We start from the raw sequence: 23849 nt of genomic DNA on the forward strand, positions 1-23849 counted from the left end.
GCCTTTTTTCCAACAACAACACCAACACTAACTTCACCAGGATCCTTTATGAATCTAAAACTTCTTAGCGTCAGTGTGTTTTCGGCAAGCTTACTCTGCAGTGCTGCCGTTTGGGCCCAACCCGCTCCGGATTACGCCCAAATCATAGAGCAAGCGCATCAAAAATATAAAAATAATAACGACGGAAAAGTTGCCGACTACATCCCAGCATTGGCGACCTACAGCCCGAAATTTTACGGTATCGCGATCGCGACCGTAGATGGAAAAATCTACAAAGTCGGTGATTCCAGCAAAGCGTTTCCAATGGAGTCGCTGAGCAAGGTCTTCACAATGGCGTTGGCGATGGAGCAGCATGGAACGCAGGTTGTACTGGATAAACTCGGCGCCAATGCCACCGGTTTACCGTTCAACTCCGGTCTGGCAGTTGAGCTGACGCAGGGCGCACCGGAAAACCCGCTGGTGAACGCAGGTGCCATGAGTACCGTTAGTCTGATTGAAGCGAAAGACAAAACGGAACGCTGGAACAAAATTCTCAATTACATGAATGACTGGGCAGATGCGAAGCTGGTCGTCAACCAACCGGTATTCAAATCGGAAATGGACACCAACCAGCATAACCAGGCGCTGGCGAAATTGATGGAATCGTACAACAGTTTCTACGGCAACACCGATGAAGCCGTCGAGATTTATACCCGTCAGTGTTCAGTCGATCTCAACGTCGAGCAGCTCGCCAAAATGGGTGCCGTACTCGCCAACAACGGTAAATCACCGTTCAACGGCAAACAGTTGCTGAACGAGAAGTATGTTCCGCAGGTGCTGGCAGAAATGGCCATTGCCGGTCTCTATGATGGCAGCGGCAAGTGGCTGTACACCGTAGGTATTCCGGCGAAAAGCGGTGTCGGCGGCGGTATGGTCGCCGTTGTCCCTGGTGAGTACGCAATTGCCGTTTACTCTCCGCCGCTGGATCAAGCCGGTAACAGCGTTCGCGCACAGAAAACGATCGAAGATGTCGCTCACGCGACGCAGGCTAACGTCTTTTTAGGCCAGTAAGAAAATGCCGGATGGCGACGCTTCGGCGTCTTATCCGGCCTACAACGGATAGCGTACACGTAGGCCGGATAAGGTGCATGCACCGCCATCCGGCAAAATAACCACAAGGTGAGAAGTTAACATGTCTAAACCATTTGTCTGGCAAGAACCGTTTCTTCAACAAAAAGATAATACAGAATACGAATTGCTGAGTAATAAATACGTTTCAGTAACGGAGTTAGACGGTGAAGAGGTCATCAAAGTCGCACCAGAGGCACTGACATTGCTGGCTCAGCAGGCATTTTATGAAGCCTCTTTTTTCCTGCGCGCCGGACATCTGAAACAAATCGCCAGTATTCTGCATGACCCACAGGCCAGCAGTAATGATAAATACGTTGCTCTGCAGCTGTTGCGTAATGCTGAGGTTTCCGCCAAAGGCGTGCTGCCTAACTGTCAGGACACCGGCACCGCAACCGTTGTGGCAAGCAAAGGGCAAAATGTCTGGACGGGCTGTAATGACGCCGAAGCGTTAAGCAAAGGGGTCTATACCACCTTCACAGAGAACAATTTGCGTTACTCGCAAAATGCCCCGCTGGACATGTACACCGAGGTGAATACCCAGACCAACCTGCCAGCACAAATCGATATCAGCGCGACGCCGGGCAGCGAATACCGTTTCCTTTTCGTCAACAAAGGCGGTGGTTCAGCCAACAAAGCGGCGCTGTATCAGGAAACTAAATCTATTCTGCAGCCCGAAAAACTAAAGGATTTCTTGATCGAAAAAATGAAGTCGCTGGGAACGGCTGCTTGCCCGCCGTACCACATCGCGTTTGTGGTGGGTGGATTGTCTGCCGACCAGGCGCTGAAGGTCGCGAAACTGGCCTCGACAAAATACTACGATAACCTGCCAACCAGCGGAAACGAGCTGGGTCAGGCATTCCGTGACACCGCGCTGGAAACCACATTGCTCAACGCCAGCCGTGAGTTTGGTATCGGCGCACAGTTTGGTGGCAAATATTTCGCGCATGACATCCGCGTCATTCGTCTTCCACGCCACGGCGGCTCCTGCCCTATCGCAATGGCGCTCTCCTGCTCGGCCGATCGCAACATTAAAGCGAAAATTAACAAACACGGCATCTGGCTGGAGAAACTGGAACACAATCCGGGCAAATACATTCCTGACTCTCAGCGTGTAGAAAATAGCGCGCAGACTGTTCGCCTTGATCTTAATCGCCCTCTGCGTGAGATCCTGCATGACCTTTCTGCATTGTCCATTGGTACGCGGGTGACCCTGAATGGCCCAATCGTCGTTGCCCGCGATATCGCGCACGCCAAAATTAAAGAACGCCTGGACAACGGCGAACCCATGCCGGAGTACATGAAACACCATATCGTCTACTATGCCGGTCCGGCGAAAACACCGGAGAACAAGGCCTGCGGTTCACTCGGCCCAACCACCGGCGGTCGTATGGATGGCTACGTTGACGCGTTCCAGGCCGCAGGCGGCAGTTTGATTATGTTGTCCAAAGGCAACCGCAGCAAGCAGGTGACTGATGCCTGTCATAAGCATGGCGGATTCAACCTCGGCAGCATCGGCGGCGCGGCAGCCTTACTGGCACAGCAATATGTGAAGAGCTTACGTTGCCTCGAGTACCCCGAACTGGGAATGGAAGCCATCTGGATGATGGAAGTCGAAAATCTGCCCGCATTTGTACTGGTCGACGACAAAGGCAATAACTTCTTCAGCCAGTTTGAGCAGCAACATCGCTGCACAACCTGCCCTGCCGGGCATTAAGGAGCACACAATGGAAGCGCGATCCAATACCGAAAGGCACCGTCAGCGGCAGCAGAAACTGAAAGAACAGGTTGATACCCGTGTGGCAGCAGCAACCGAACAGAAAGGCATCCTGATCGTCTTTACTGGCAACGGCAAAGGCAAATCGACGGCGGCATTTGGTACGGCAACACGCGCTGTCGGCCATGGAAAAACGGTTGGCATCGCGCAATTTATTAAAGGCCAGTGGGATAATGGCGAATACAACACCCTGCAACCACTTGGCGTTGAATTCCATATTATGGGTACCGGATTCACCTGGGAAACGCAAAACCGGGAATCTGATATTCAGGCGGCGCAGGGTGTCTGGCAGGAGAGCAAACGCATGCTGGCCGATGCGCATTACGATCTGGTGGTGCTGGATGAGTTGACCTATATGCTGGCCTATCACTATCTGGACACTGAGGAGGTGATCGCCGCAATCGTCAATCGTCCTGCTCACCAGACCGTTATAGTCACCGGGCGCGGCTGCCATAGCCAGTTACTGGAGCTTGCCGATACGGTCAGTGAAGTTCGTCCGGTAAAACATGCTTTCGACAGCGGCATTCAGGCGCAGGCCGGAATTGATTGGTAAATGCAGGGGCGGCGCCAGTGCGCCGCCCTCCAACGTAAGCAGAGCGGCGTCAAACTCCCCTCGAAACCACCGATTTTTCTAACAACCAGCTGCGGAAGGCCTGTAAATGCCGGGATTCCGCTTTTTCTTCCCGCCAGGTCATGATGAAACGGTTCCCCGTCCGCATCGGCACATCGCAGGGAATGACCATCTCGCCATTATCAAGATCGCGCTGAATGGCAAATCGCGGGAGTAGCGCAACACCAAGATTAGAGCGCACCGCAGCAATCAGCATCGACAGTAAATCAAAACGTGGACCTTTGTTCACCTGCGCGTTGCTGATATCAGACAGTGCAAACCACTCCTGCCAGCCTTTGATACGCGTACTTTGGTGCAACAAGGGAAACTCATTGAGCAGATCGTTTACCGACACTTTTTGACCTGGCTCCATGAGCAAATGTCGGCTACACACCGGCAAAATTTCCTCTTCAAAAAGATACTCTACCGCAGACCACGGCGAGCAAAAATCTTCCCGCATGATGGCCGCGTCATACTCGCGGTTGAGAAAATCACCAATATTTGCCAAAGAGTGGATATTTACGATGATATCAGGATTAAGATTATTGAACTCACGCAAATTCGGGATCAGCCAATGCGTGCTAAACGTCGGGTTTACCGCTAACTCGATAACTTGTACGGTCGGCTGCCAGGTCATTATTGTTGTCGTATCGCGTTCAAGTTTGTTCAGCGTTTCTTTTACGATACTTAAATAATGTTTACCCGCTGCATTTAAAAAAATACGCTTTTTAGCATGATTGAAAAGCGAGGTGTTGAGAAAATCTTCCAGTGCGTTCACTTGTCGAAACACGGCGCTCTGGGTTAATGCCAACTCTTCTGCTGCCCGGGTATAACTTTCATGACGTGCCACCACTTCAAAAGTCACCAGTAGCTCAGTTTTCGGTATTTTTCCTCTCATAACATCTTCCATATGCAGCGTGCAAAAAAAAGTTTAAGTTATTAAAACAATGTAAACGCTCCAGAATAATCCCGAGAGTTATATTTTATTTCCATCACTGTTGTCTTTGATCCATTCCATGATTTACTCACACTAATAGCGAATAAATATTCACCAATAATACTCAAGCACACCCCTAAACACAATTTAAATGCGGTTAATTCCAGGCAAATAGTGCCAATAACTTCTTAATAATTTTTCAAGACAACTTGTTTATTGAAGAAAAAACTTTGCGAGTTCAATCAATATTATCTCCGCATTATTTCAGGAAAATTGAGCGCTATGACTTACAGGCAAACGACGACTTTTTATCATTCTGCCATTTTAGTCTCCGCTATTTTCTACGTTAGACGTGATAAAGGACACAGTGTGAAAACTTCCGGAAAAGTTTGGCTCGTTGGGGCAGGCCCTGGTGATATATCGTTGCTTACCCTCAAAGCGATGCAGTGCATTCAACACGCCGATGTGGTGATCTACGATCGGCTGGTTAACCCCAAAATACTGGAATGGGTCTCTCCTGACTGCCTGCTCATTAATGTCGGCAAAAATCCAGGCTTCCATTGCGTTCCACAGCATGAAATCAATGCGCTGCTCGTTCAGCATGCCGAAACACATGAAAACATTGTTCGCCTGAAAGGCGGCGATCCTTACGTCTTTGGTCGCGGCGCTGAAGAGGTCGAAAGCCTGGTCGATGCCGGTATTCCCTTTGAAGTCGTTCCCGGTATCAGCTCGGCGATTGGTGGTCTTGCCTGCGCAGGCATTCCGGTCACGCATCGCGACATGGCTTCCGGTTTTCATGTCGTCACCGGTCACACCCGTGAAGGTAATCAACAGCAAGACTGGCGACAGCTGGCCAAGCTCAACGGGACGTTGGTCATCGTTATGGGCATCGCCAATTTGCCGTTTATTTGTGAAGAATTACTTATGGGTGGAAAATCTCCGGAGACGCCCGCAGCCATTGTGATGTCGGCGACAAGGGAGAATCAGCGTCGATTAACCTGCACGCTCGGTACGCTGCTTAGCAAAGCGCAGGAGGCCAACATTGTTCCCCCTGCGTTGATCGTTATTGGCGACGTTGTCACTCTGAGCGATCGATTGTCGTTCATTCCCAACATCGTTAAACTGCCGAAAAATCTCTATTGCGAAAGCTGTTCGTAACGAAAAGACTGCGGTGAACGTTGATGTACAGCCCGGAAAACACGGCAAAAGTAACTGGTTTGCGCGTATTGAAGTTTCCGGGCAATGCTCTCAATTGAATGACCTGGGTCGCGAAGCAGCTCACTTGCACGGTGCATTTTCTTCTGATTAACCCAGGTTTTGAAATTAACGCCCTGCTGCTTCTTAAAAAAGCGACTAAAATAATTTGCGCTTAAGCAGACCTGGGCCGCCACAGACTCTAACGTTAGCTCGCCATAGAGATTTTCATCAATATAACGCAAGGCCGCCGCCAGTTTCCTTTCATGACGTGAAAGTTCAGAGTAAGAAAAAGGAGCTTCGCCGCTATGCGACTCGAGAGTCGATGGATATTTACTTTCTGTTAAAGTAATATTATTAACAATGAAATTAAGTAAATTCGCTGATGCAACCAGGTGATTATTATCCATAATAGCAACCTGCCGCCAGGCTTCGTTTATTTCAGCATTCTGCGCCCACAAACTTTCATCCTGAATGACAATTGTTTTATATTCCTGATATTTCGCCCGCACCTGCCCACAAATGATAAAACCGAGCAAGCTCCCTTCACGAATGAGCGGCATCGAAAATAAGCTCAATCCCGCATGGCAGCTGAGTATTTTCGGTTTCGATTCCTTAAGCCCTTCATAGGCACAGTATTTTTCGCACTGCAGGCAGCCTGGCCGGTATTGCTCATTGGCACGCATCAACGAACAAAAGGAATTAAAATGATGACAACTTGAAAGCGCATTTCCGTGTATATCAACGACCACGGCAGCCAGCCCAGTCGCACTGGAGAAGACATCAGCGAGTGAGTAAAAACGATCTAAGTATTCATCCTGATTATGCACGGTCATGCATTTCCCCAACGGTTATTCTCTGTAAGTGGGTAATATGCAGAATTTGGCGTAATGAAAAAATGATGCTAACCGCAAAAAATTATCTCGTTTACTCAGGTAAATATGATCAAAACGCAAGAAGTTCAATAAAGAAATAGCATAAAAAAAGGCCATCATCAGATGGCCAACCATGTCGAAACGGACCAACCCTTCGCCATTCACCTACGGGAAAATGAATGGCTTGGGTTGTTTTACTCTTGTATCACTTTTACTTAATAACGCTTTTCAGTGCTTCGCCGATATCGGCCAGGCTGCGAACGGTTCTTACGCCAGCCGCTTCCAGAGCAGCGAACTTCTCGTCCGCCGTGCCTTTGCCGCCCGCGATGATCGCGCCTGCGTGACCCATACGTTTGCCTTTCGGCGCGGTCACACCGGCAATGTAGCCAACAACCGGTTTGGTCACATGATCTTTAATGTATGCTGCGGCTTCTTCTTCCGCGCTACCGCCGATTTCACCGATCATCACGATCGCTTCGGTCTGCGGATCTTCCTGGAACAGTTTCAGGATGTCGATAAAGTTAGAGCCCGGGATCGGGTCGCCGCCGATACCCACACAGGTGGACTGGCCGAAACCGTAGTCAGTGGTCTGCTTAACCGCTTCATAGGTCAGCGTACCGGAACGGGAAACGATGCCCACTTTACCTGGTTTGTGAATGTGGCCCGGCATGATACCGATTTTGCATTCGCCTGGGGTGATGACGCCCGGGCAGTTCGGCCCGATCATGCGCACGCCAGCTTCATCAAGCTTCACTTTTACCGTCAGCATGTCCAGTGTCGGGATGCCTTCAGTGATGGTGATGATCAGTTTGATGCCTGCATCGATTGCTTCCAGAATGGAGTCTTTGCAGAACGGTGCCGGAACGTAGATAACCGATGCAGTCGCACCTGTCGCTTCTACCGCTTCACGCACGGTGTTAAAGACCGGCAGACCCAGATGTTCAGTACCGCCTTTACCTGGCGTAACACCGCCAACCATCTGCGTACCGTAAGCCATTGCCTGCTCAGAGTGGAAAGTCCCCTGGCTACCGGTAAAACCCTGACAGATAACCTTGGTATTTTTATCAATTAATACGGACATTATTTCCCCTCCACTGCGGCAACAACCTGCTGAGCTGCATCCGTCAGACTTTTCGCTGCAATAATATTCAGGCCGCTGTCAGCCAGTTTCTTCGCGCCGAGTTCGGCGTTGTTACCTTCCAGACGAACGACAACCGGAACGTTTACACCCACTTCTGCCACCGCACCGATAATACCGTCAGCGATCAGGTCGCAGCGCACGATACCACCGAAGATGTTAACCAGAACGGCTTTCACATTGTCGTCGGACAGGATGATTTTGAACGCTTCGGTCACGCGCTCTTTGGTTGCGCCGCCGCCCACGTCGAGGAAGTTTGCCGGTTCGCCGCCGTGCAGTTTAACGATGTCCATGGTGCCCATTGCCAGGCCCGCACCGTTAACCATGCAACCGATGTTGCCATCCAGTGCGACGTAGTTCAGTTCCCACTGTGCCGCCTGCGCTTCACGCGGATCTTCCTGAGACTGGTCGCGCATTTCGCGCAGGTCAGCCTGGCGGAACAGTGCGTTACCGTCAGCGCCCAGTTTGCCATCGAGGCAGATCAGGTCGCCCTGCTTAGTGATAACCAATGGGTTGATTTCGATCAGCGCCAGGTCGCGCTCCAGGAAGATGGTCGCCAGACCCATGAAGATTTTGGTGAACTGCTGAACCTGTTTACCTTCCAGACCCAGTTTGAACGCCAGCTCGCGCCCCTGATACGGCATCGGGCCAGCCAGCGGATCCAGTGCGATTTTGTGGATCAGGTGCGGGGTTTCTTCCGCCACTTTCTCGATTTCCACGCCGCCTTCGGTAGAGGCCATGAAGACCACGCGACGGGAGCTACGGTCAACAACCGCGCCCAGATAGAGTTCTTTATCAATATCAGTGGCTGCTTCAACCAGAATCTGGTTAACCGGCTGACCGTGCGCATCCGTTTGGTAGGTCACCAGACGTTTACCCAGCCAGTGCTCAGCAAAAGCGCGGATCTCTTCTTTGCTCTTAACCACTTTCACACCGCCCGCTTTGCCGCGGCCGCCAGCGTGAACCTGACATTTGACTACCCACGGACCCGCACCGATTTTAGAAGCGGCTTCTTCTGCTTCACGCGGAGTAGTACAGGCATAACCCACCGGCGCCGGTAAGCCATAGCGGGCAAAAAGTTGTTTTGCCTGATATTCATGTAAGTTCATGTGTTCTGTCCATCCTTCAGTAATCGTTATCTTTAAACCTGTAGACTGGTACGGTATTCATGCCGGATGGCGCTCCGCTTAACCAGCCTACAGGGCAGGTGATACTCTTGTTTACTACACGTCCAGCAGCAGACGTGTCGGATCTTCCAGCAGCTCTTTAATGGCCACCAGGAAGCCTACTGACTCGCGACCATCGATCAGACGGTGGTCGTAAGACAGCGCAAGGTACATCATCGGCAGGATCTCAACCTTACCATCGACAGCCATCGGTCTGTCTTTGATCGCGTGCATGCCCAGGATTGCGCTCTGCGGCGGGTTGATGATCGGCGTAGACATCAGGGAACCGAACACACCACCGTTGGTGATGGTGAAGTTACCGCCGGTCAGATCCTCAACGGTCAGTTTGCCGTCGCGACCTTTCACTGCCAGTTCTTTAATTTTCTTCTCAACGTCAGCCATACCGAGGGCATCGACATCACGCAGCACCGGTGTTACCAGACCGCGCGGCGTAGATACCGCCATGCTGACATCAAAGTAGTTGTGGTACACCACGTCATCGCCATCAATAGAGGCATTGACTTCCGGATAACGTTTCAGCGCTTCAACTACCGCTTTCACGTAGAAAGACATAAAGCCCAGACGGATACCGTGACGTTTTTCGAATGCGTCGCCGTACTGCTTACGCAGATCCATAATCGGCTTCATGTTGACTTCGTTGAAGGTTGTCAGCATGGCGGTCGAGTTTTTCGCTTCCAGCAGACGCTCGGCCACGCGCTTACGCAGACGGGTCATCGGAACACGTTTTTCACTGCGCGCGCCGAGAGCTGGTTGTGCAGCAGGGGCCGCAACTGGCGCTTTAGACTCGGCTTTCGCAGGCGCTTTCGCCAGATGCTTTTCAACATCTTCACGGGTAATACGCCCGCCGACGCCGGTGCCTTTAATAGCGCTGGCTTCGAGGTTGTGCTCACCGAGCAGGCGACGGATCGCCGGACTCAGCGCATCATTGTTTTGCTCAGACAGAGAAGCCTGCTGACGCTGCGCCGGGGTAGACGCTTGCTCATCAGACTTGGCGTTGGTTTCTTTCCCTGCGCTGTTGCCTTCACGCAGGCGACCCAGGATCTGGCGAGAAGTCACGGTGGTGCCTTCATCTTCCAGTACTGCATCCAGAATGCCGTCCGCCGATGCCGGTACTTCCAGTACCACTTTGTCAGTTTCGATTTCTACCAGCACTTCGTCGCGAACAACCGCGTCGCCTGGTTTTTTATGCCAGGTTGCAACGGTCGCGTCTGCTACAGACTCAGGCAGGTCGGGAACAAGAATATCTACGCTACTCATTTTGTATCCTTTAATTAATCGACGTTCAGCGCGTCATTGACCAGATCTTGTTGCTGTTTCTGGTGAACGGACATATACCCTACCGCCGGAGAGGCGGAGGCCGGGCGACCTGCATAACGCAGAGCAGACCCAAATGGAATCACTTCACGGAAATGATGCTGGCTGCAATACCATGCGCCCTGGTTGAGCGGCTCTTCCTGGCACCAGACAAAATCATGTACGTGAGCGTACTGTTTTAATACTTCCTGCATCGCCTGATGCGGGAAAGGATAGAGTTGTTCGATGCGCACAATGGCCACATCTTTTTGATTGTTCTTGCGACGCTGTTCCAGCAGATCGTAATAAACCTTACCAGAACACATCACCACGCGCTTCACGCCTTGCGGATCGAGGTCATCAACTTCGCCGATAGCCGGCATGAAGGTGCCATTTGCCAGTTCATCAAGTGAAGAGACGGCCAGCGGGTGACGCAGCAGCGACTTCGGCGACATCACCACCAGCGGACGGCGCATACCGCGCAGCGCCTGACGACGCAACATGTGGTACACCTGAGCCGGGGTCGATGGGACGCAAACCTGCATGTTCTGCTCAGCGCAGAGTTGCAGATAACGTTCCAGACGCGCGGAGGAGTGCTCCGGCCCCTGACCTTCGTAACCGTGCGGCAGGAGCATGACCAGACCACACATACGTCCCCACTTCTGCTCACCGGAGGAGATGAACTGGTCGATAACCACCTGCGCGCCGTTGGCGAAGTCACCGAATTGCGCTTCCCAGATAGTCAGCGTGCGGGGCTCAGCCGTGGCATAACCGTATTCGAATGCCAGTACCGCTTCTTCAGAGAGCACGGAGTCCCAGACACGGAAAGTGCCCTGGCCGTTATGAACGTGCTGCAACGGGGTATAGGTGGAACCATTGGACTGGTTATGAACCACCGCATGACGGTGGAAGAACGTACCACGGCCCGCATCTTCACCGGACAGACGCACCGGGATACCTTCATCGACCAACGTCGCGTACGCCAGTGTTTCTGCGCCGCCCCAGTCAAACAGTTTCTCGCCTGATGCCATCGCCTGACGGTCACCGTAAATTTTGGCTACGCGAGACTGCATCTCAACTGCATCCGGCACGGTGCTGATACGTTTGGCCAGTTCCTGCAGGCGCTTCATTTCAACCTTGCTCGGGTAATTTTCATCCCATTCATGGTTGAGGTACGGCGACCAGGTAAAGGAGTGCATATTCATCGGACGCCACTCTTTCACCACACATTCGCCAGCATCCAGCGCGTCGCGGTACAGATTGACCATTTCGGTCGAGTCTTCCTGCGAAGCGACTTTATCCTGCTCGAGTTTGTCGGCATAGATTTTACGCGGCGTCGGATGTTTTTTGATTTTCTGATACATCAACGGCTGCGTTGCACTCGGCTCATCGGCTTCGTTATGGCCATGACGACGGTAGCAGAACAGGTCGATGAAGACATCGCGTTTAAAGGTGTTACGGAAGTCCAGCGCCAGACGGGTCACAAACGCGACCGCTTCCGGGTCATCCGCGTTAACGTGGAAGATCGGCGCCTGTACCATTTTACCGATGTCGGTGCAGTACGGGGTAGAACGCGCATCCAGCGGGTTAGAGGTGGTGAAGCCCACCTGGTTGTTGATAACGATGCGAACGGTACCGCCCACTTCGTAACCCCGCGCTTTTGACATGTTCAGGGTTTCCTGAACCACGCCCTGCCCGGTCACTGCCGCGTCACCGTGAATGGTGATTGGCAGGACTTTATTGCTGCTCGGCTCGTCGAGTCTGTCCAGACGCGCACGCACGGAACCGATAACCACCGGGCTGACGATTTCCAGATGCGACGGGTTAAACGCCAGCGCCAGGTGAACCAGACCGCCTTCGGTTTCGATATCAGACGAGAAGCCCATGTGGTACTTCACGTCGCCGGTGCCGAGATGTTCTTTATGTTTGCCCGCAAATTCGTCGAACAGATCCTGCGGTTTTTTACCCAGAACGTTAACCAGCACGTTCAGACGACCACGGTGCGCCATACCCAGCACCACTTCACGCGTGCCGCTGTTACCCGCGTGGCGGATCATCTCTTTGAGCATTGGAATTAACGCATCGCCGCCTTCGAGCGAGAAACGTTTTGCGCCTGGGAATTTCGCGCCCAGATAACGCTCAAGACCTTCCGCTGCGGTCAGTTCGCTCAGGAAGCGTTTCTTCTCTTCGCCGCTAAAGGCTGCACGACCCGATTCGATACGCTGTTGCAGCCAGCGTTTCTCTTCGGTGCTGGTGATGTGCATATACTCGGCGCCAATCGGGCCGCAGTATGTCTGCTTGAGTGCTGAAATCAGTTCGCCCAGCTTCATTGTCTCTTTGCCGCCAGCAAAAGAACCTACGTTAAAGCTTTCCTGGAAATCGGCCTCAGTCAGATCGTGGAAAGAAGGATCCAGATCTGCCACGTTTTCTTGCTTCCACAGTCCCAGCGGGTCGAGGTTTGCGTGCTGGTGACCGCGGAAACGATAAGCGTTGATAAGCTGCAGGACTTTAACCTGCTTAGCATTGGTGTCAGGGTCGGAAATCGTAGAAGAGTAACGTGAGGCATCCTTCGCCAGACGACGGAAATAATCACGCGTTGTTGAATGGAATTGATCCGGTTTGACTCCGGTGCCAGGTAACTGCTGGAACATAGAACGCCAGTTGGCGTCTACTGAGTCAGGATCGGTTAAGAAGTCTTCATAGAGCTGTTCTATCCAGCTCTGGTTTGCGCCAGAGAGGTAAGAAGAGTCCAACCAGGCTTTCATTGCGCCGTTCTGCATCGTGATCCCTTAAGCATTCTGTATGCTTATTTCGCCGTGGATACTAACCACGCACAACCGGTGTGCGTGCCGGGGTTCACTTGTTGCGGACTGTCGTGTGATCTGCGTCCGCTAAGGAACCTTTAAAAACTGTCTAATAATCGTCGCTGTTCAGGCTGCGACTACGTTGCAACCGTCCCTCACACCGGTCACATAGTTAACTATGCTCCCGGTGATTCGTTCCGTTCGCGCCTTGTCTCGCGCTGAACATCTCGATTATTGCTATCAATCTGGCAGTTTTTAGAGGTTTCCTGCACTTACTTGCCTGATGGCGCTTTGCTTACCGGGCCTACAGAAAAGTAGGCCGGATACGCGAAGCGCCATCCGGCGTTAACTACTTACGCACTGCGATGCAGCAACATCGACTTAATATGACCGATAGCGCGCGTCGGGTTAAGCCCTTTCGGACAGACACTGACGCAATTCATGATGCTGTGGCAGCGGAATACGCTGAAAGCATCACTCAACCCTTCCAGACGGCTATCGGTTTCAGTATCGCGGCTGTCGATCAGGAAGCGATACGCAGCAAGCAGACCCGCCGGGCCGATAAATTTGTCAGGATTCCACCAGAATGACGGGCAGGATGTTGAACAGCATGCACACAGAATGCACTCGTACAACCCATCCAGTTTTTCACGCTGCTCAGGCATTTGTAAATGCTCGCGAGCGGGTGGATTTTGCCCATTATTCAATAGGTAAGGCTTAATCTTCTCATATTGTGCATAGAATTGCCCCATGTCTACCACCAAATCGCGAACAACCGGTAAGCCAGGCAGGGGACGGATCACAATTTTCTTACCCGGCTGGTGCAACGCCGAGATCGGGGTGATACAGGCCAGACCATTTTTACCGTTCATGTTCAGACCATCAGAGCCACACACCCCTTCACGGCAGGAGCGACGGAACGACAGACTTGGGTCTTTTTCTTTCAGCTGGATTAACGCATCCAGCAGCATCATGTCACGCCCTTCTTCGCCTTCCAGGCTGTAATCCTGCATATGCGGAGCGTCATCAACATCCGGGTTATAGCGATAAATCGAAAACTCGAGTTTCATTGTCCTGTCTCCGCATTAATAAGTACGAATCTTCGGCGGGAATGCCGGGCGCAGTTTCGGTTCCATATTGACTTGACGTCGCGTCATGGATTCCGACTCTGGCAGGTACAGGGAATGGCACAGCCAGTTTTCATCATCACGTTCCGGGAAGTCGAAGCGGCTATGCGCGCCACGGCTTTCAGTACGGAAGTTGGCAGATACTGCGGTGGCGTACGCGGTTTCCATCAGGTTATCCAGCTCCAGGCACTCGACGCGCTGGGTGTTGAACTCGCTGGAGGTGTCATCCAGACGGGCATTTTTCAGACGCTCGCGAATCGCCTTCAGCTGTTCAAGACCTTTGGCCATCGCATCACCTTCACGGAAAACCGAGAAGTTATGCTGCATACATTCCTGCAACGCTTTACGAATCGCGACCGGATCTTCGCCGTCACGATTGCCGTTCCAGCGGTTCAGACGTTCCAGAGAGGCGTCGATTTCCTCTTCGGTCGCATCCTGCAGGTCACCCTGTTCTGCAATCGATTCCTGCAGATGCAGGCCAACCGCACGACCGAACACCACCAGGTCGAGCAGCGAGTTGCCGCCCAGACGGTTGGCACCGTGAACCGATACGCAGGCGATTTCGCCCACCGCAAACAGCCCAGGAATCACCACGTCTTCGCCCTGCGCGTTCACAGTCAGCGCCTGACCGGTCACTTTGGTCGGGATACCGCCCATCATATAATGGCAGGTTGGGATGACCGGAATCGGCTCTTTCACCGGGTCAACGTGAGCGAAGGTACGGGACAGCTCAAGAATGCCCGGCAGACGGGATTCGAGAACGTCTTTACCCAGATGGTCGAGTTTCAATTTAGCGTGCGGGCCCCACGGACCGTCGCAGCCGCGACCTTCACGGATTTCGATCATGATGGAACGCGCCACCACGTCACGACCCGCCAGGTCTTTCGCATTCGGGGCATAACGCTCCATGAAGCGCTCGCCGTGTTTGTTCAGCAGATAACCGCCTTCACCGCGGCAGCCTTCGGTGACCAGCACGCCCGCACCGGCGATACCGGTTGGGTGGAACTGCCACATTTCCATATCCTGCACCGGTACACCGGCACGCAGGGCCATACCGACGCCGTCACCGGTGTTGATATGCGCGTTAGTGGTGGACTGATAGATACGACCTGCGCCGCCGGTCGCCAGCACGGTGGCGTTGGCTTTGAAGTAAACCACTTCACCGGTTTCGATACACAGCGCGGTACAACCGACCACTGCGCCATCGGCGTTTTTCACCAGATCCAGCGCGTACCACTCAGAGAAAATGGTGGTGTGGTTTTTCAGGTTCTGCTGATACAGCGTGTGCAACAGCGCGTGACCGGTACGGTCAGCCGCCGCTGCGGTACGTGCCGCCTGCTCGCCGCCGAAGTTTTTCGACTGGCCGCCAAACGGACGTTGATAAATAGTGCCATCATCGAGGCGAGAGAACGGAAGCCCCATATGGTCCAGCTCCAGAATCGCTTCCGGGCCGGTTTTACACATATATTCAATCGCGTCCTGGTCACCAATATAGTCCGACCCTTTTACGGTGTCGTACATGTGCCATTCCCAGTTATCTTCATGGGTATTACCCAGCGCAACGGTAATGCCGCCCTGCGCGGATACGGTATGGGAACGGGTTGGGAAGACTTTAGACAGCAGCGCACAGGTCTGGCCGCTTTGGGAAATTTGCAGCGCCGCACGCATACCTGCGCCGCCTGCGCCAATCACTACAGCATCAAATTCTCTTACTGGCAGTTTCATTACACACCCCACACCACAACAAATCCATAAATGACGTAAACCACCAGCGCAACAACAATGGCCAGTTGCAACACAAGGCGCACAGCCAGCGGTTTAACGTAGTCGGTCAACACCTGCCACATGCCGATCCAGGCATGGATTAAGATGGAAAACAGAGCCAGCAGGGTGAAGACTTTGGTGAATGCCGATGAGAAGAAACCCGTCCAGATTTCCCAGGTCAGCTCGCCGCTTGTGGCGAAAAAGCCGACCATGTAGATGATGTATAACGTCAGAACGATAGCGGTAGCACGGACCAGGATGAAGTCATGTACGCCGTTGCGTCCCAATGCGGAGGCGTTGCTTACCATACGAGGACTCCTGCGAGAAGTGAAAGCACGACAGTGATAACAAAAGAGATTTTGGCGGAGCGTTTACCCGCTTCGAATGTTTCTTCCAGATAGCCAAAATCCATCATCATGTGGCGAACTCCGACCACGACGTGATACGCCAGCGCGGTGAGAATGCCCCACATAATCAATTTAACGAAGAAGCTCCCCATGATGGCGGACGCCTGCTGGAATCCTTCAGGGGAAGAGAGGCTGGTACCCAATAACCACAACAGTATCCCGACCGCCACAAAGGTGATCACTCCGGAAACGCGATGGAGAATGGACGCTATCGCCGTGATTGGGAACCGGATCGTTTGCAGATCCAAATTGACAGGTCTTTGTTTTTTCACATTTCTTATCATGAATAACGCCCACATGCTGTTCTTATTATTCCCTTTGGACTTCGGGTACAGAGAGGATCCTGTAGCCTGAAAGACGGCGGGATTTCCTTCCTCCGGTCTGCGTGCGGGTCAGACAGCGTCCTTATCTATAACTGTGCGTCATGTAAAACACTGCTTCCAGATGCTAAAACGACACGTTACAACGCTGGGTGGCTCGGGATTGCAGGGTATTCCGGAGACCTGGCGGCAGTATAGGACGTTCACAAAATCATTACAATTAACCTACATATAGTTTGTCGGGTTTTATCCCGAACAGTGACATAGGTCACGATAACAACATTTATTTAATTTTTAATCATCTGATTTGACAACCATTAAACAAAGTTGTTACAAACGACACCAGAAAAAGCATATAATGCGTAAAAGTTATGGGGTCACTCTTTCACCTGACATTAAGTTATGTAACAGTGTATAGGTATTGACCGATTCCTTCAGGACAGTTATTAGTGATAAACAGGTTTAATAATTCGGATTGCTAAGTACTTGATTTGCTGCTTATTCGCCATGAATTAACCGTTTTACCTGCAAGCGCCCATAGCTCTGTACCCAGGTCTTCCCCCCTCTTTCCAGAGCGGCGAGCCAAATAACAAACTGGTAACGGTTCATTGATGTACGAAGGCAAATGTGAGTTCCGGCAGTCTTAAGCAATAAGGCGCTAAGGAGACCGTAAATGGCTGATACAAAAGCAAAGCTCACCCTAAATGGTGATGCAGCTATTGAACTGGATGTGCTGAAGGGCACGCTGGGTCAAGACGTTATTGATATTCGTAGCCTTGGTTCAAAAGGTATGTTCACTTTTGACCCAGGTTTTACCTCTACCGCATCCTGCGAATCCAAAATTACGTTCATCGACGGCGATGAAGGTATTTTGCTGCATCGCGGCTTCCCGATCGATCAGTTGGCGACCGAATCCAACTATCTGGAAGTGTGTTATATCCTGCTGTACGGCGAGAAGCCGAGCCAGGAAGAGTACGACGAGTTCAGAACTACTGTTACCCGCCATACGATGATCCACGAGCAAATTACTCGCCTGTTCCACGCCTTCCGTCGCGATTCTCATCCGATGGCCGTTATGTGTGGGATCACCGGTGCGCTGGCGGCGTTTTATCACGACTCCCTGGACGTGAATAACCCGCGTCACCGTGAAATTGCTGCCTTCCGTCTGCTGTCCAAAATGCCGACCATGGCGGCAATGTGCTACAAATATTCTATCGGCCAGCCGTTCGTTTATCCGCGCAACGACCTCTCCTATGCCGGTAATTTCCTGAACATGATGTTCTCCACGCCGTGTGAAAACTATGAAGTTAACCCGGTGCTGGAACGTGCAATGGACCGTATCCTGATCCTGCATGCCGATCACGAACAGAACGCGTCAACCTCTACCGTGCGTACCGCCGGTTCTTCTGGTGCTAATCCATTTGCCTGCATCGCAGCCGGTATCGCCTCCCTGTGGGGACCGGCGCACGGCGGCGCGAACGAAGCGGCGCTGAAAATGCTGGAAGAAATCAGCTCTGTTCAACACATACCGGAATTTGTTCGCCGCGCGAAAGACAAGAACGATTCTTTCCGCCTGATGGGCTTCGGTCACCGTGTTTACAAAAACTACGATCCGCGTGCGACCGTGATGCGCGAAACCTGCCACGAAGTACTGAAAGAGCTGGGCACCAAAGATGACCTGCTGGAAGTGGCGATGGAGCTGGAACACATTGCACTGAACGACCCGTACTTCATCGAGAAGAAACTCTACCCGAACGTAGACTTCTACTCCGGCATCATTCTGAAAGCGATGGGTATTCCGTCCTCCATGTTCACGGTGATCTTCGCGATGGCGCGTACCGTAGGCTGGATTGCGCACTGGAACGAAATGCACACCGACGGCATGAAAATTGCGCGTCCTCGTCAGCTGTATACCGGCTACGAACAGCGCGATTTTAAATCCGCGATCAAGCGTTAATTTTCACGCTCAGCAAAACGCGCCTACGGGCGCGTTTTTTTATGTCTTCACCGCCCGGCCCCCGCGTTTTTATTGATTACTGGTATTTTTTTCTCCGCCCGCTTTCTCTATGCTGTATCGATACATCTCACAAAAATACCAGGGAGCATGAAATGCCCGTTTTGCAGTGGAGTTCGTTATTTCTGCTCTCTCTCCTGCTCTCGCTGATTTTTCTCTTCTTGCATCTCCCGGCGGCACTTCTGCTCGGTCCCATGATCGCAGGCATTGTATTCAGTATGAAAGGCGTCACTCTCCGCCTTCCCCGTTCCGCTTTTCTTGCTGCGCAGGCAATTCTTGGCTGTATGATTGCGCAAAACATGACCGGTTCGATATTGACCACCCTGGCGGTGAACTGGCCGGTTGTGCTGGCCATCCTGTTAGTCACGCTGCTCTCCAGCGCGGCGGTTGGCTGGCTGTTGGTGCGCTATAGCGGCTTACCAGGCAACACCGGCGCGTGGGGTTCGTCTCCCGGCGGGGCAGCGGCGATGGTCGCCATGGCCCAGGATTACGGCGCAGATATTCGACTGGTGGCATTTATGCAATACCTGCGGGTACTGTTCGTTGCAGGCGCAGCGGTCTTAGTCACGCGTATTGCGCTGGGCGACGGTGCCGAAGCGGTCAGCCAACAGATTGAATGGTTCCCGCCGCTCAGCCTGAACCTGTTAACCACCCTGCTGCTTGCTGCGGTCGCGGGAATTGCCGGGCGCGTGTTGCGCATTCCTTCCGGCACCATGCTGCTGCCGATGCTGGCGGGCGCGGTGCTGCATTCAGGTGGGATCATTGAAATTGAATTACCGGAATGGTTGCTGGCGGCGGCTTACATGGCGATCGGCTGGCGTATTGGGCTGGGTTTCGACAAACAGGTGTTCTTTATGGCGCTGCGCCCGCTGCCGCAAATTCTGGCCTCTATCTTTGCTCTATTGGCAATTTGCGCAGCAATGGCATGGGGACTCGCCCACTACATGCAGATTGATTTTATGACCGCTTACCTTGCCACCAGCCCCGGAGGGCTGGATACGGTGGCGGTGATCGCCGCTGGCAGCAATGCCAACATGGCGCTGATCATGGCGATGCAGACCCTGAGGCTGTTTAGCATTTTGCTAACCGGTCCCGCCGTGGCCCGGTTTATTTCAACCCATGCGCCGAAACAGCCGCTGTCATGACGAGACGTATTAATCCGGAAATTCGGTTTCCGTGACGGTGGTTCCCGCCGTGGCCGACTCCAGTAAAAACTCCGTCGTCCCTCCCGGAAAACTCTGCGTAATATGCAAAACGTTATCCCCTTGCCATTGATATTCCACACGTTCGGTATCGCCTAGGTTTTCAACGGCAAGGTTTTTGCCTGGGGTCAACGTCGGCAGCAGATTTTTGCTATCTGACCGAGCTTTGCGGTGCGCCGCGTAGGCCTGTTTCATCGACATATTGGGGTAAAAACAGCGCGTCATTGCCCCATGTTCATACACATATTCCATATCCCGTGGCCCCGACTCACACTTGCGGATATCCGGTTTTGTGGCCTGTTCATTGCCGTCGCGAGTGTAAGTAACGATTTTATCTTCATATAAAAAGGCCAGTTTGCTGCCAAAATCGAGTAACTCAACGCCCGCAACCGGGCACTCTCCCTGGGGCGATGCGGTCTCCAGAATAGTCAGCTTATCGGGAAGTTTCAGACCGACACTGGCAAACAGGGATGTATAGAGTTCGACAGTGCTATTGCTGTGATAATACTTAATGGGCGTCTGAACGTAGGGGCTCCAGGATAAGCGACACACAGTGCCGAACAGCATTTCATGGCCTTTGAAGGCGATCGGCTTGTCGGTGAATGTCTGTTGGTAAAACGCGTCAGGGCGGTTTTTATCCCCCATCAGCGATTCCCGACTGACCGACTCATAGTGCCATTGCGTGCCATCAAGCCTTTGCGTCAGTTTCTCAACCGGTGAGTTGATGGGTAACGGGCTGTCGCTGGCATAAACAGTGGTAACACCAGTCGAGATGAAAAGTAATGCAACACCATAAAAACGCCGAAAATCCATTTTCTCTCCTACTCAAATGCCAGACAAGCGGTGTGCAAGGGTAACGTGTCGCACTACCGTTGACAATGCGGGCACCAGTAAAACGGTCGTGACGAAAGCATCGTTTTTTCGATGATACCGCCGCAGCGCTCACAGGCTTCGCCGTCGCGATGAAAGACCTTAAAGCGAAACAGCGCGCCGTGATGCTTGTTGTCATCCACCTGACCCCGGGTGGTATAAGACAGACGCGGGATATCGAGCAACGCATGAGATAACGCCACGCGCTGCAGGTCGCTGAGATCTTTCGCTTTGTGCTGTCCGGTCAATCCCACCTGCCAGAGGATCTCCACCCGCAGATAGTTTCCCAGTCCGGCGAGAAACGCCTGATCCAGCAGAAGTCCGGAAAACTGGCGATTGCGAAAACGCGGTGAAAGCAGTCGGGCTTCAACGGCCTCGGGCGTTAAATGTGGATCCAGAACATCCGGCCCGACCCGTTGCAGAAACGGATGCGTGGTCAGCTGTTCAGGGGTCAGCATATCGATATCGGACGCGCTATACAGCAGGATGGTTTTGTCCGCCGTTTGCAACCTGACGCGCAGCACCCGCGAGGTCTGTGGAAGCGTGCCGGTATCGACCACCCGCCACACGCCATAAAGCTGATTGTGGCTGTAGAGGGTAAGTCCTGAAGAGAAGTGGGTCAGCAACGCTTTTCCCCGCGTTTCCATACGGGTGACGGTTTGCCCAATCAGCGATGACTGATACGGTTTTAACCGATCAAAAGCAAACCAGACGTCCGTCAGCGGTTTGCCTTTGATCGCCGCCTCCAGGTTATCCGCCGCGCGGCGGATCTCCGGGCCTTCTGGCATGGTTGTGTCCTTACTTAATGGGTTGCGCCGCCCGTTACGGCGATATCATTTTCTACGTGTAACGCCGTGGTAATGGCGATTTCCAGCGCCTGACGCACCGTTGCCGCTGCCATGCTTGGCGCGCCGGGGTGTGCCGCCGCCTGTTCTGGCAAATAAGGGATATGGATAAATCCGCCCTTCACCTCCGACCTGGCGCTCAGTTTATGCAGCAGGCCATACATCACGTGGTTGCAGACAAACGTCCCCGCTGTTTGCGACACCGAGGCCGGAACGCCCGCTTCACGCATCGCCGCCACCATCGCTTTGATGGGCAGCGAACTAAACCAGGCCGCTGGCCCCTGCGCCACTATCGGCTCATCAACCGGCTGCCTGCCACGGTTATCCGGGATACGGGCATCATCGACGTTGATGGCCACCCGCTCAACCGTAATATCCGCACGTCCCCCCGCCTGACCGACAGCCAGCACCAGCGAAGGCGACAACGCATCAATGGCGGCGTTAAGTACCGTTAGCGATTCGCCAAACACGCACGGCAGTTGACGCGCCACCACGCGACATCCTGCGATGATAGCATTGTCGAGCCGGGAGACCACTTCCCAGGAAGGGTTAACCTGCTCGCCGCCAAAGGGTTCAAATCCGGTAATTAAGACGGTTTTCATGGATTGCGCCCCTCCTTACAGGAACATCAGGAAATACATCAGGAACACGTTGACCAACAGCAGCAGCACGCCGGTCGGCACCTGCGCTTTGATGACCGCGTTTTTATCCGGCAGTTCCAGCAGCGCTGCCGGTACGATGTTGAAGTTGGCCGCCATCGGCGTCATCAGCGTTCCGCAGTAGCCGGAGAACATGCCGATGGCCGCCATCACCGCCGGATTGCCACCGTGCTGCAACACCAGAATCGGAATGCCAATTCCCGCCGTCACAATCGGGAAGGCGGCAAACGCATTGCCCATCACCATGGTCAGCAGCGCCATACCGATTGTGTAAACCGCCACGGCCACAAAGCGACTGTCAACGGCAAGGTAGTGTTGGGTGAGATACGAAATCCCACTGCCAACGCCCGCCGCCGTAAACAGTAACCCCAACGTGGCGAGAATTTGCGGCAGGATGAAGGCCCAGCCAATAGAATCCAGAAGACGACGTGCCTCCTGAATCGGCTGATGGACACTCTCATGGGTCATTTTTATCGCCATCCCCAGGCCGATCACTGTCCCTGCGGTCATCGAAAACAGCGTGACCAGCGTGGAATGATTGCCGGGGCCAAACAGCGCATCCTGCAATCCGGGTATGTGGTTGAACATCAGTACGCCTATCACCGTCACCACCGGGATCGCCAGCGCCGGATAAAACAGGCGGTTGCCCAGACGGGTGGCGCTCTCCTGACGCTGCTCGCGGGTACGCTGGTGATAGCTGCCCAGTTTCACGCCGCCAAAACCGGCAATCAGGGCCATCAGTACCACCGCCACGCCGACCGCGATATGCACCGTACGTTTGTCGCCAACGAATGAATATGTCCAGTCGCCCAATAAAAACAGCAGGCCATAAACGCCCCAGAACAATCCGGTCGTTAAACGGCGCGGATTGGCTTTATCCCGCCAGGACATCACGGCGACCAGCAGCAACACCACGCCGGCCAGCCAATAGAGATAGCTTTGCTGAAAATTCATTTCGCCTCTCCTTTGCTGACCGCGACGGTATTCACTTTCGCCATTTCTCGCTGCAGATAGCTGTCCAGACGCCATAGCCTTGTTGCGTGGATCAGGAAAGCACATATCGCCGTCGGGATCCCCCACAGGGCAATGTGCAACGGCTCAGTCTGGATCCCTCCCGACTCCAGCATAAAATTGTGCATGAAAATAATGGCGCCAAAGGCCACGAAAATGTCTTCACCAAAGAACAGCCCAACGTTGTCGGTCGCCGCCGACATCGCCCGCAGGCGGTAACGCACCGCGCCGGGAAGCGCGCCGTAATTTTTTTCTGCCGCCCCTTCCGCCATCGGTGCCAGCAGCGGGCGCACCATTTGCGGATGACCGCCGAGGCTGGTCAGCCCCAGCGCAGCGGTGGCTTCACGAATGAACAGATAAACGATCAGCAGGCGTCCCGCCGTGGCGCTGTGGATTTTGGCGATCCACGCCTGCGCGCGTTCTTTCAGCCCGTGGCGCTCCAGCAGACCAATAACGGCCAGCGGGATCAGCAGGATAAACGGCAGATTACGGGTGTTGAGGAAACCTTCACCCAGTTTTTCAAAGATCGTGGCGATCGGCATATGCGCCGCCAGTCCGGTGACGATCCCGGCAACGATGACCACCAATACCGGGTTAAAGCGTAAGAGAAAGCCAACCACAATGACGGCGATCCCCATCAGTGGCCAGAGTGCGACTGCATCTTCCATAATCCATTCCTGTCAGTTATGTTGCGTATTATTTTATTGT

Annotated in this window: 22 protein-coding genes; 7 read left to right on the forward strand and 15 right to left on the reverse strand. The window is 53.2% G+C overall.

All coding sequences use genetic code 11. From position 1 onward, the window contains the following. The first annotated feature begins 48 nt into the window (after positions 1 to 48). The 3 genes from glsA to cobO all read left to right on the forward strand — a co-directional run bounded on the left by glsA (position 49) and on the right by cobO (position 3437). The gene (gene glsA / locus P2W74_RS15940) at positions 49 to 1050 is read left to right on the forward strand and encodes a glutaminase A (RefSeq protein ID WP_203358454.1); all 1002 of its coding nucleotides are present in this window, start codon (positions 49 to 51) and stop codon (positions 1048 to 1050) included. A gap of 121 nt (positions 1051 to 1171) precedes the next feature. Continuing rightward, positions 1172 to 2824, forward strand: a complete 1653-nt coding sequence (locus P2W74_RS15945) for a class I fumarate hydratase (protein WP_276292374.1) — start codon at positions 1172 to 1174, stop codon at positions 2822 to 2824. Positions 2825 to 2834: 10 nt separating this feature from the next. After that, complete coding sequence (gene cobO, locus P2W74_RS15950) at positions 2835 to 3437, forward strand: cob(I)yrinic acid a,c-diamide adenosyltransferase (protein WP_276292375.1); 603 nt, start codon at positions 2835 to 2837, stop codon at positions 3435 to 3437. Positions 3438 to 3486: 49 nt separating this feature from the next. Here the strand turns inward: cobO and P2W74_RS15955 are convergent, their stop codons facing one another. Then, entirely contained in the window at positions 3487 to 4392 is a 906-nt protein-coding gene (locus P2W74_RS15955; protein ID WP_276292376.1) for a LysR substrate-binding domain-containing protein, read from the reverse strand. Between the two features lie 408 nt (positions 4393 to 4800). Between P2W74_RS15955 and cobA the strand changes: the two genes are divergently transcribed. After that, positions 4801 to 5589: a uroporphyrinogen-III C-methyltransferase gene (gene cobA / locus P2W74_RS15960; RefSeq protein WP_276292377.1), complete on the forward strand. Its 789-nt coding sequence runs from the start codon at positions 4801 to 4803 to the stop codon at positions 5587 to 5589. Here the strand turns inward: cobA and P2W74_RS15965 are convergent. The 9 genes from P2W74_RS15965 to sdhC form a co-directional block, all read right to left on the reverse strand. Beyond that, positions 5568 to 6461, reverse strand: a complete 894-nt coding sequence (locus tag P2W74_RS15965; protein ID WP_276292378.1) for a PocR ligand-binding domain-containing protein — start codon at positions 6459 to 6461, stop codon at positions 5568 to 5570. The two genes, cobA and P2W74_RS15965, sit on opposite strands and share 22 nt — an antisense overlap. A 250-nt stretch (positions 6462 to 6711) precedes the next feature. Continuing rightward, the gene (gene sucD / locus P2W74_RS15970; RefSeq protein WP_276292379.1) at positions 6712 to 7581 is read right to left on the reverse strand and encodes a succinate--CoA ligase subunit alpha; all 870 of its coding nucleotides are present in this window, start codon (positions 7579 to 7581) and stop codon (positions 6712 to 6714) included. After that, positions 7581 to 8747: an ADP-forming succinate--CoA ligase subunit beta gene (gene sucC / locus P2W74_RS15975; RefSeq protein WP_276292380.1), complete on the reverse strand. Its 1167-nt coding sequence runs from the start codon at positions 8745 to 8747 to the stop codon at positions 7581 to 7583. The genes sucD and sucC overlap by 1 nt, the downstream gene beginning before the upstream one ends. Before the next feature lie 114 nt (positions 8748 to 8861). Beyond that, the gene (gene odhB / locus P2W74_RS15980) at positions 8862 to 10082 is read right to left on the reverse strand and encodes a 2-oxoglutarate dehydrogenase complex dihydrolipoyllysine-residue succinyltransferase (RefSeq protein WP_203358461.1); all 1221 of its coding nucleotides are present in this window, start codon (positions 10080 to 10082) and stop codon (positions 8862 to 8864) included. 14 nt (positions 10083 to 10096) lie between these two features. Then, entirely contained in the window at positions 10097 to 12898 is a 2802-nt protein-coding gene (gene sucA / locus P2W74_RS15985) for a 2-oxoglutarate dehydrogenase E1 component (RefSeq protein ID WP_276292381.1), read from the reverse strand. 377 nt (positions 12899 to 13275) lie between these two features. Continuing rightward, entirely contained in the window at positions 13276 to 13992 is a 717-nt protein-coding gene (gene sdhB / locus P2W74_RS15990) for a succinate dehydrogenase iron-sulfur subunit SdhB (RefSeq protein WP_276292382.1), read from the reverse strand. 15 nt (positions 13993 to 14007) lie between these two features. Next, the gene (gene sdhA / locus P2W74_RS15995; protein WP_276292383.1) at positions 14008 to 15774 is read right to left on the reverse strand and encodes a succinate dehydrogenase flavoprotein subunit; all 1767 of its coding nucleotides are present in this window, start codon (positions 15772 to 15774) and stop codon (positions 14008 to 14010) included. Further along, positions 15774 to 16121 carry a succinate dehydrogenase membrane anchor subunit gene (gene sdhD / locus P2W74_RS16000; RefSeq protein WP_276292384.1) on the reverse strand — a complete coding sequence of 116 codons (348 nt, stop codon included), beginning with the start codon at positions 16119 to 16121 and terminating at the stop codon, positions 15774 to 15776. The genes sdhA and sdhD overlap by 1 nt, the downstream gene beginning before the upstream one ends. Then, positions 16115 to 16519 (reverse strand): succinate dehydrogenase cytochrome b556 subunit, encoded by a 405-nt coding sequence (gene sdhC, locus P2W74_RS16005; RefSeq protein WP_162382505.1) that lies wholly within the window; start codon positions 16517 to 16519, stop codon positions 16115 to 16117. The genes sdhD and sdhC overlap by 7 nt, the downstream gene beginning before the upstream one ends. A 379-nt stretch (positions 16520 to 16898) precedes the next feature. On the opposite strand from sdhC, the gene P2W74_RS23830 reads away from it, so the two are divergent. The 3 genes from P2W74_RS23830 (at position 16899) to P2W74_RS16015 (ending at position 19699) form a co-directional block, all read left to right on the forward strand. Further along, positions 16899 to 16958 carry a hypothetical protein gene (locus P2W74_RS23830; protein WP_442870729.1) on the forward strand — a complete coding sequence of 20 codons (60 nt, stop codon included), beginning with the start codon at positions 16899 to 16901 and terminating at the stop codon, positions 16956 to 16958. A 255-nt stretch (positions 16959 to 17213) separates the two neighbouring features. Then, positions 17214 to 18497: a citrate synthase gene (locus tag P2W74_RS16010; RefSeq protein WP_203358465.1), complete on the forward strand. Its 1284-nt coding sequence runs from the start codon at positions 17214 to 17216 to the stop codon at positions 18495 to 18497. 152 nt (positions 18498 to 18649) lie between these two features. Further along, positions 18650 to 19699, forward strand: a complete 1050-nt coding sequence (locus P2W74_RS16015) for an AbrB family transcriptional regulator (RefSeq protein WP_276292385.1) — start codon at positions 18650 to 18652, stop codon at positions 19697 to 19699. A 9-nt stretch (positions 19700 to 19708) separates the two neighbouring features. Here the strand turns inward: P2W74_RS16015 and P2W74_RS16020 are convergent, their stop codons facing one another. Genes P2W74_RS16020 through P2W74_RS16040 form a run of 5 tightly spaced genes read right to left on the reverse strand, consistent with a single transcriptional unit; the run spans position 19709 to position 23809 of the window. Then, a complete protein-coding gene (locus P2W74_RS16020) occupies positions 19709 to 20569 on the reverse strand; it encodes a hypothetical protein (RefSeq protein WP_276292386.1) in 861 nt (286 codons plus the stop codon). Positions 20570 to 20622: 53 nt separating this feature from the next. Next, a complete protein-coding gene (nei, locus tag P2W74_RS16025; protein WP_276292387.1) occupies positions 20623 to 21414 on the reverse strand; it encodes an endonuclease VIII in 792 nt (263 codons plus the stop codon). Positions 21415 to 21428: 14 nt separating this feature from the next. Continuing rightward, positions 21429 to 22073, reverse strand: coding sequence for a pyroglutamyl-peptidase I (gene pcp, locus P2W74_RS16030; RefSeq protein WP_276292388.1), 645 nt, complete (start codon positions 22071 to 22073; stop codon positions 21429 to 21431). A 15-nt stretch (positions 22074 to 22088) separates the two neighbouring features. Beyond that, positions 22089 to 23084 carry a DUF979 domain-containing protein gene (locus tag P2W74_RS16035; protein ID WP_276292389.1) on the reverse strand — a complete coding sequence of 332 codons (996 nt, stop codon included), beginning with the start codon at positions 23082 to 23084 and terminating at the stop codon, positions 22089 to 22091. After that, positions 23081 to 23809: a DUF969 domain-containing protein gene (locus tag P2W74_RS16040; RefSeq protein ID WP_276292390.1), complete on the reverse strand. Its 729-nt coding sequence runs from the start codon at positions 23807 to 23809 to the stop codon at positions 23081 to 23083. The genes P2W74_RS16035 and P2W74_RS16040 overlap by 4 nt, the downstream gene beginning before the upstream one ends. Positions 23810 to 23849: the final 40 nt, after the last annotated feature.

This window comes from Citrobacter enshiensis, from assembly GCF_029338175.1.
Classification (GTDB): Bacteria; Pseudomonadota; Gammaproteobacteria; order Enterobacterales; family Enterobacteriaceae; genus Citrobacter_D; species Citrobacter_D enshiensis.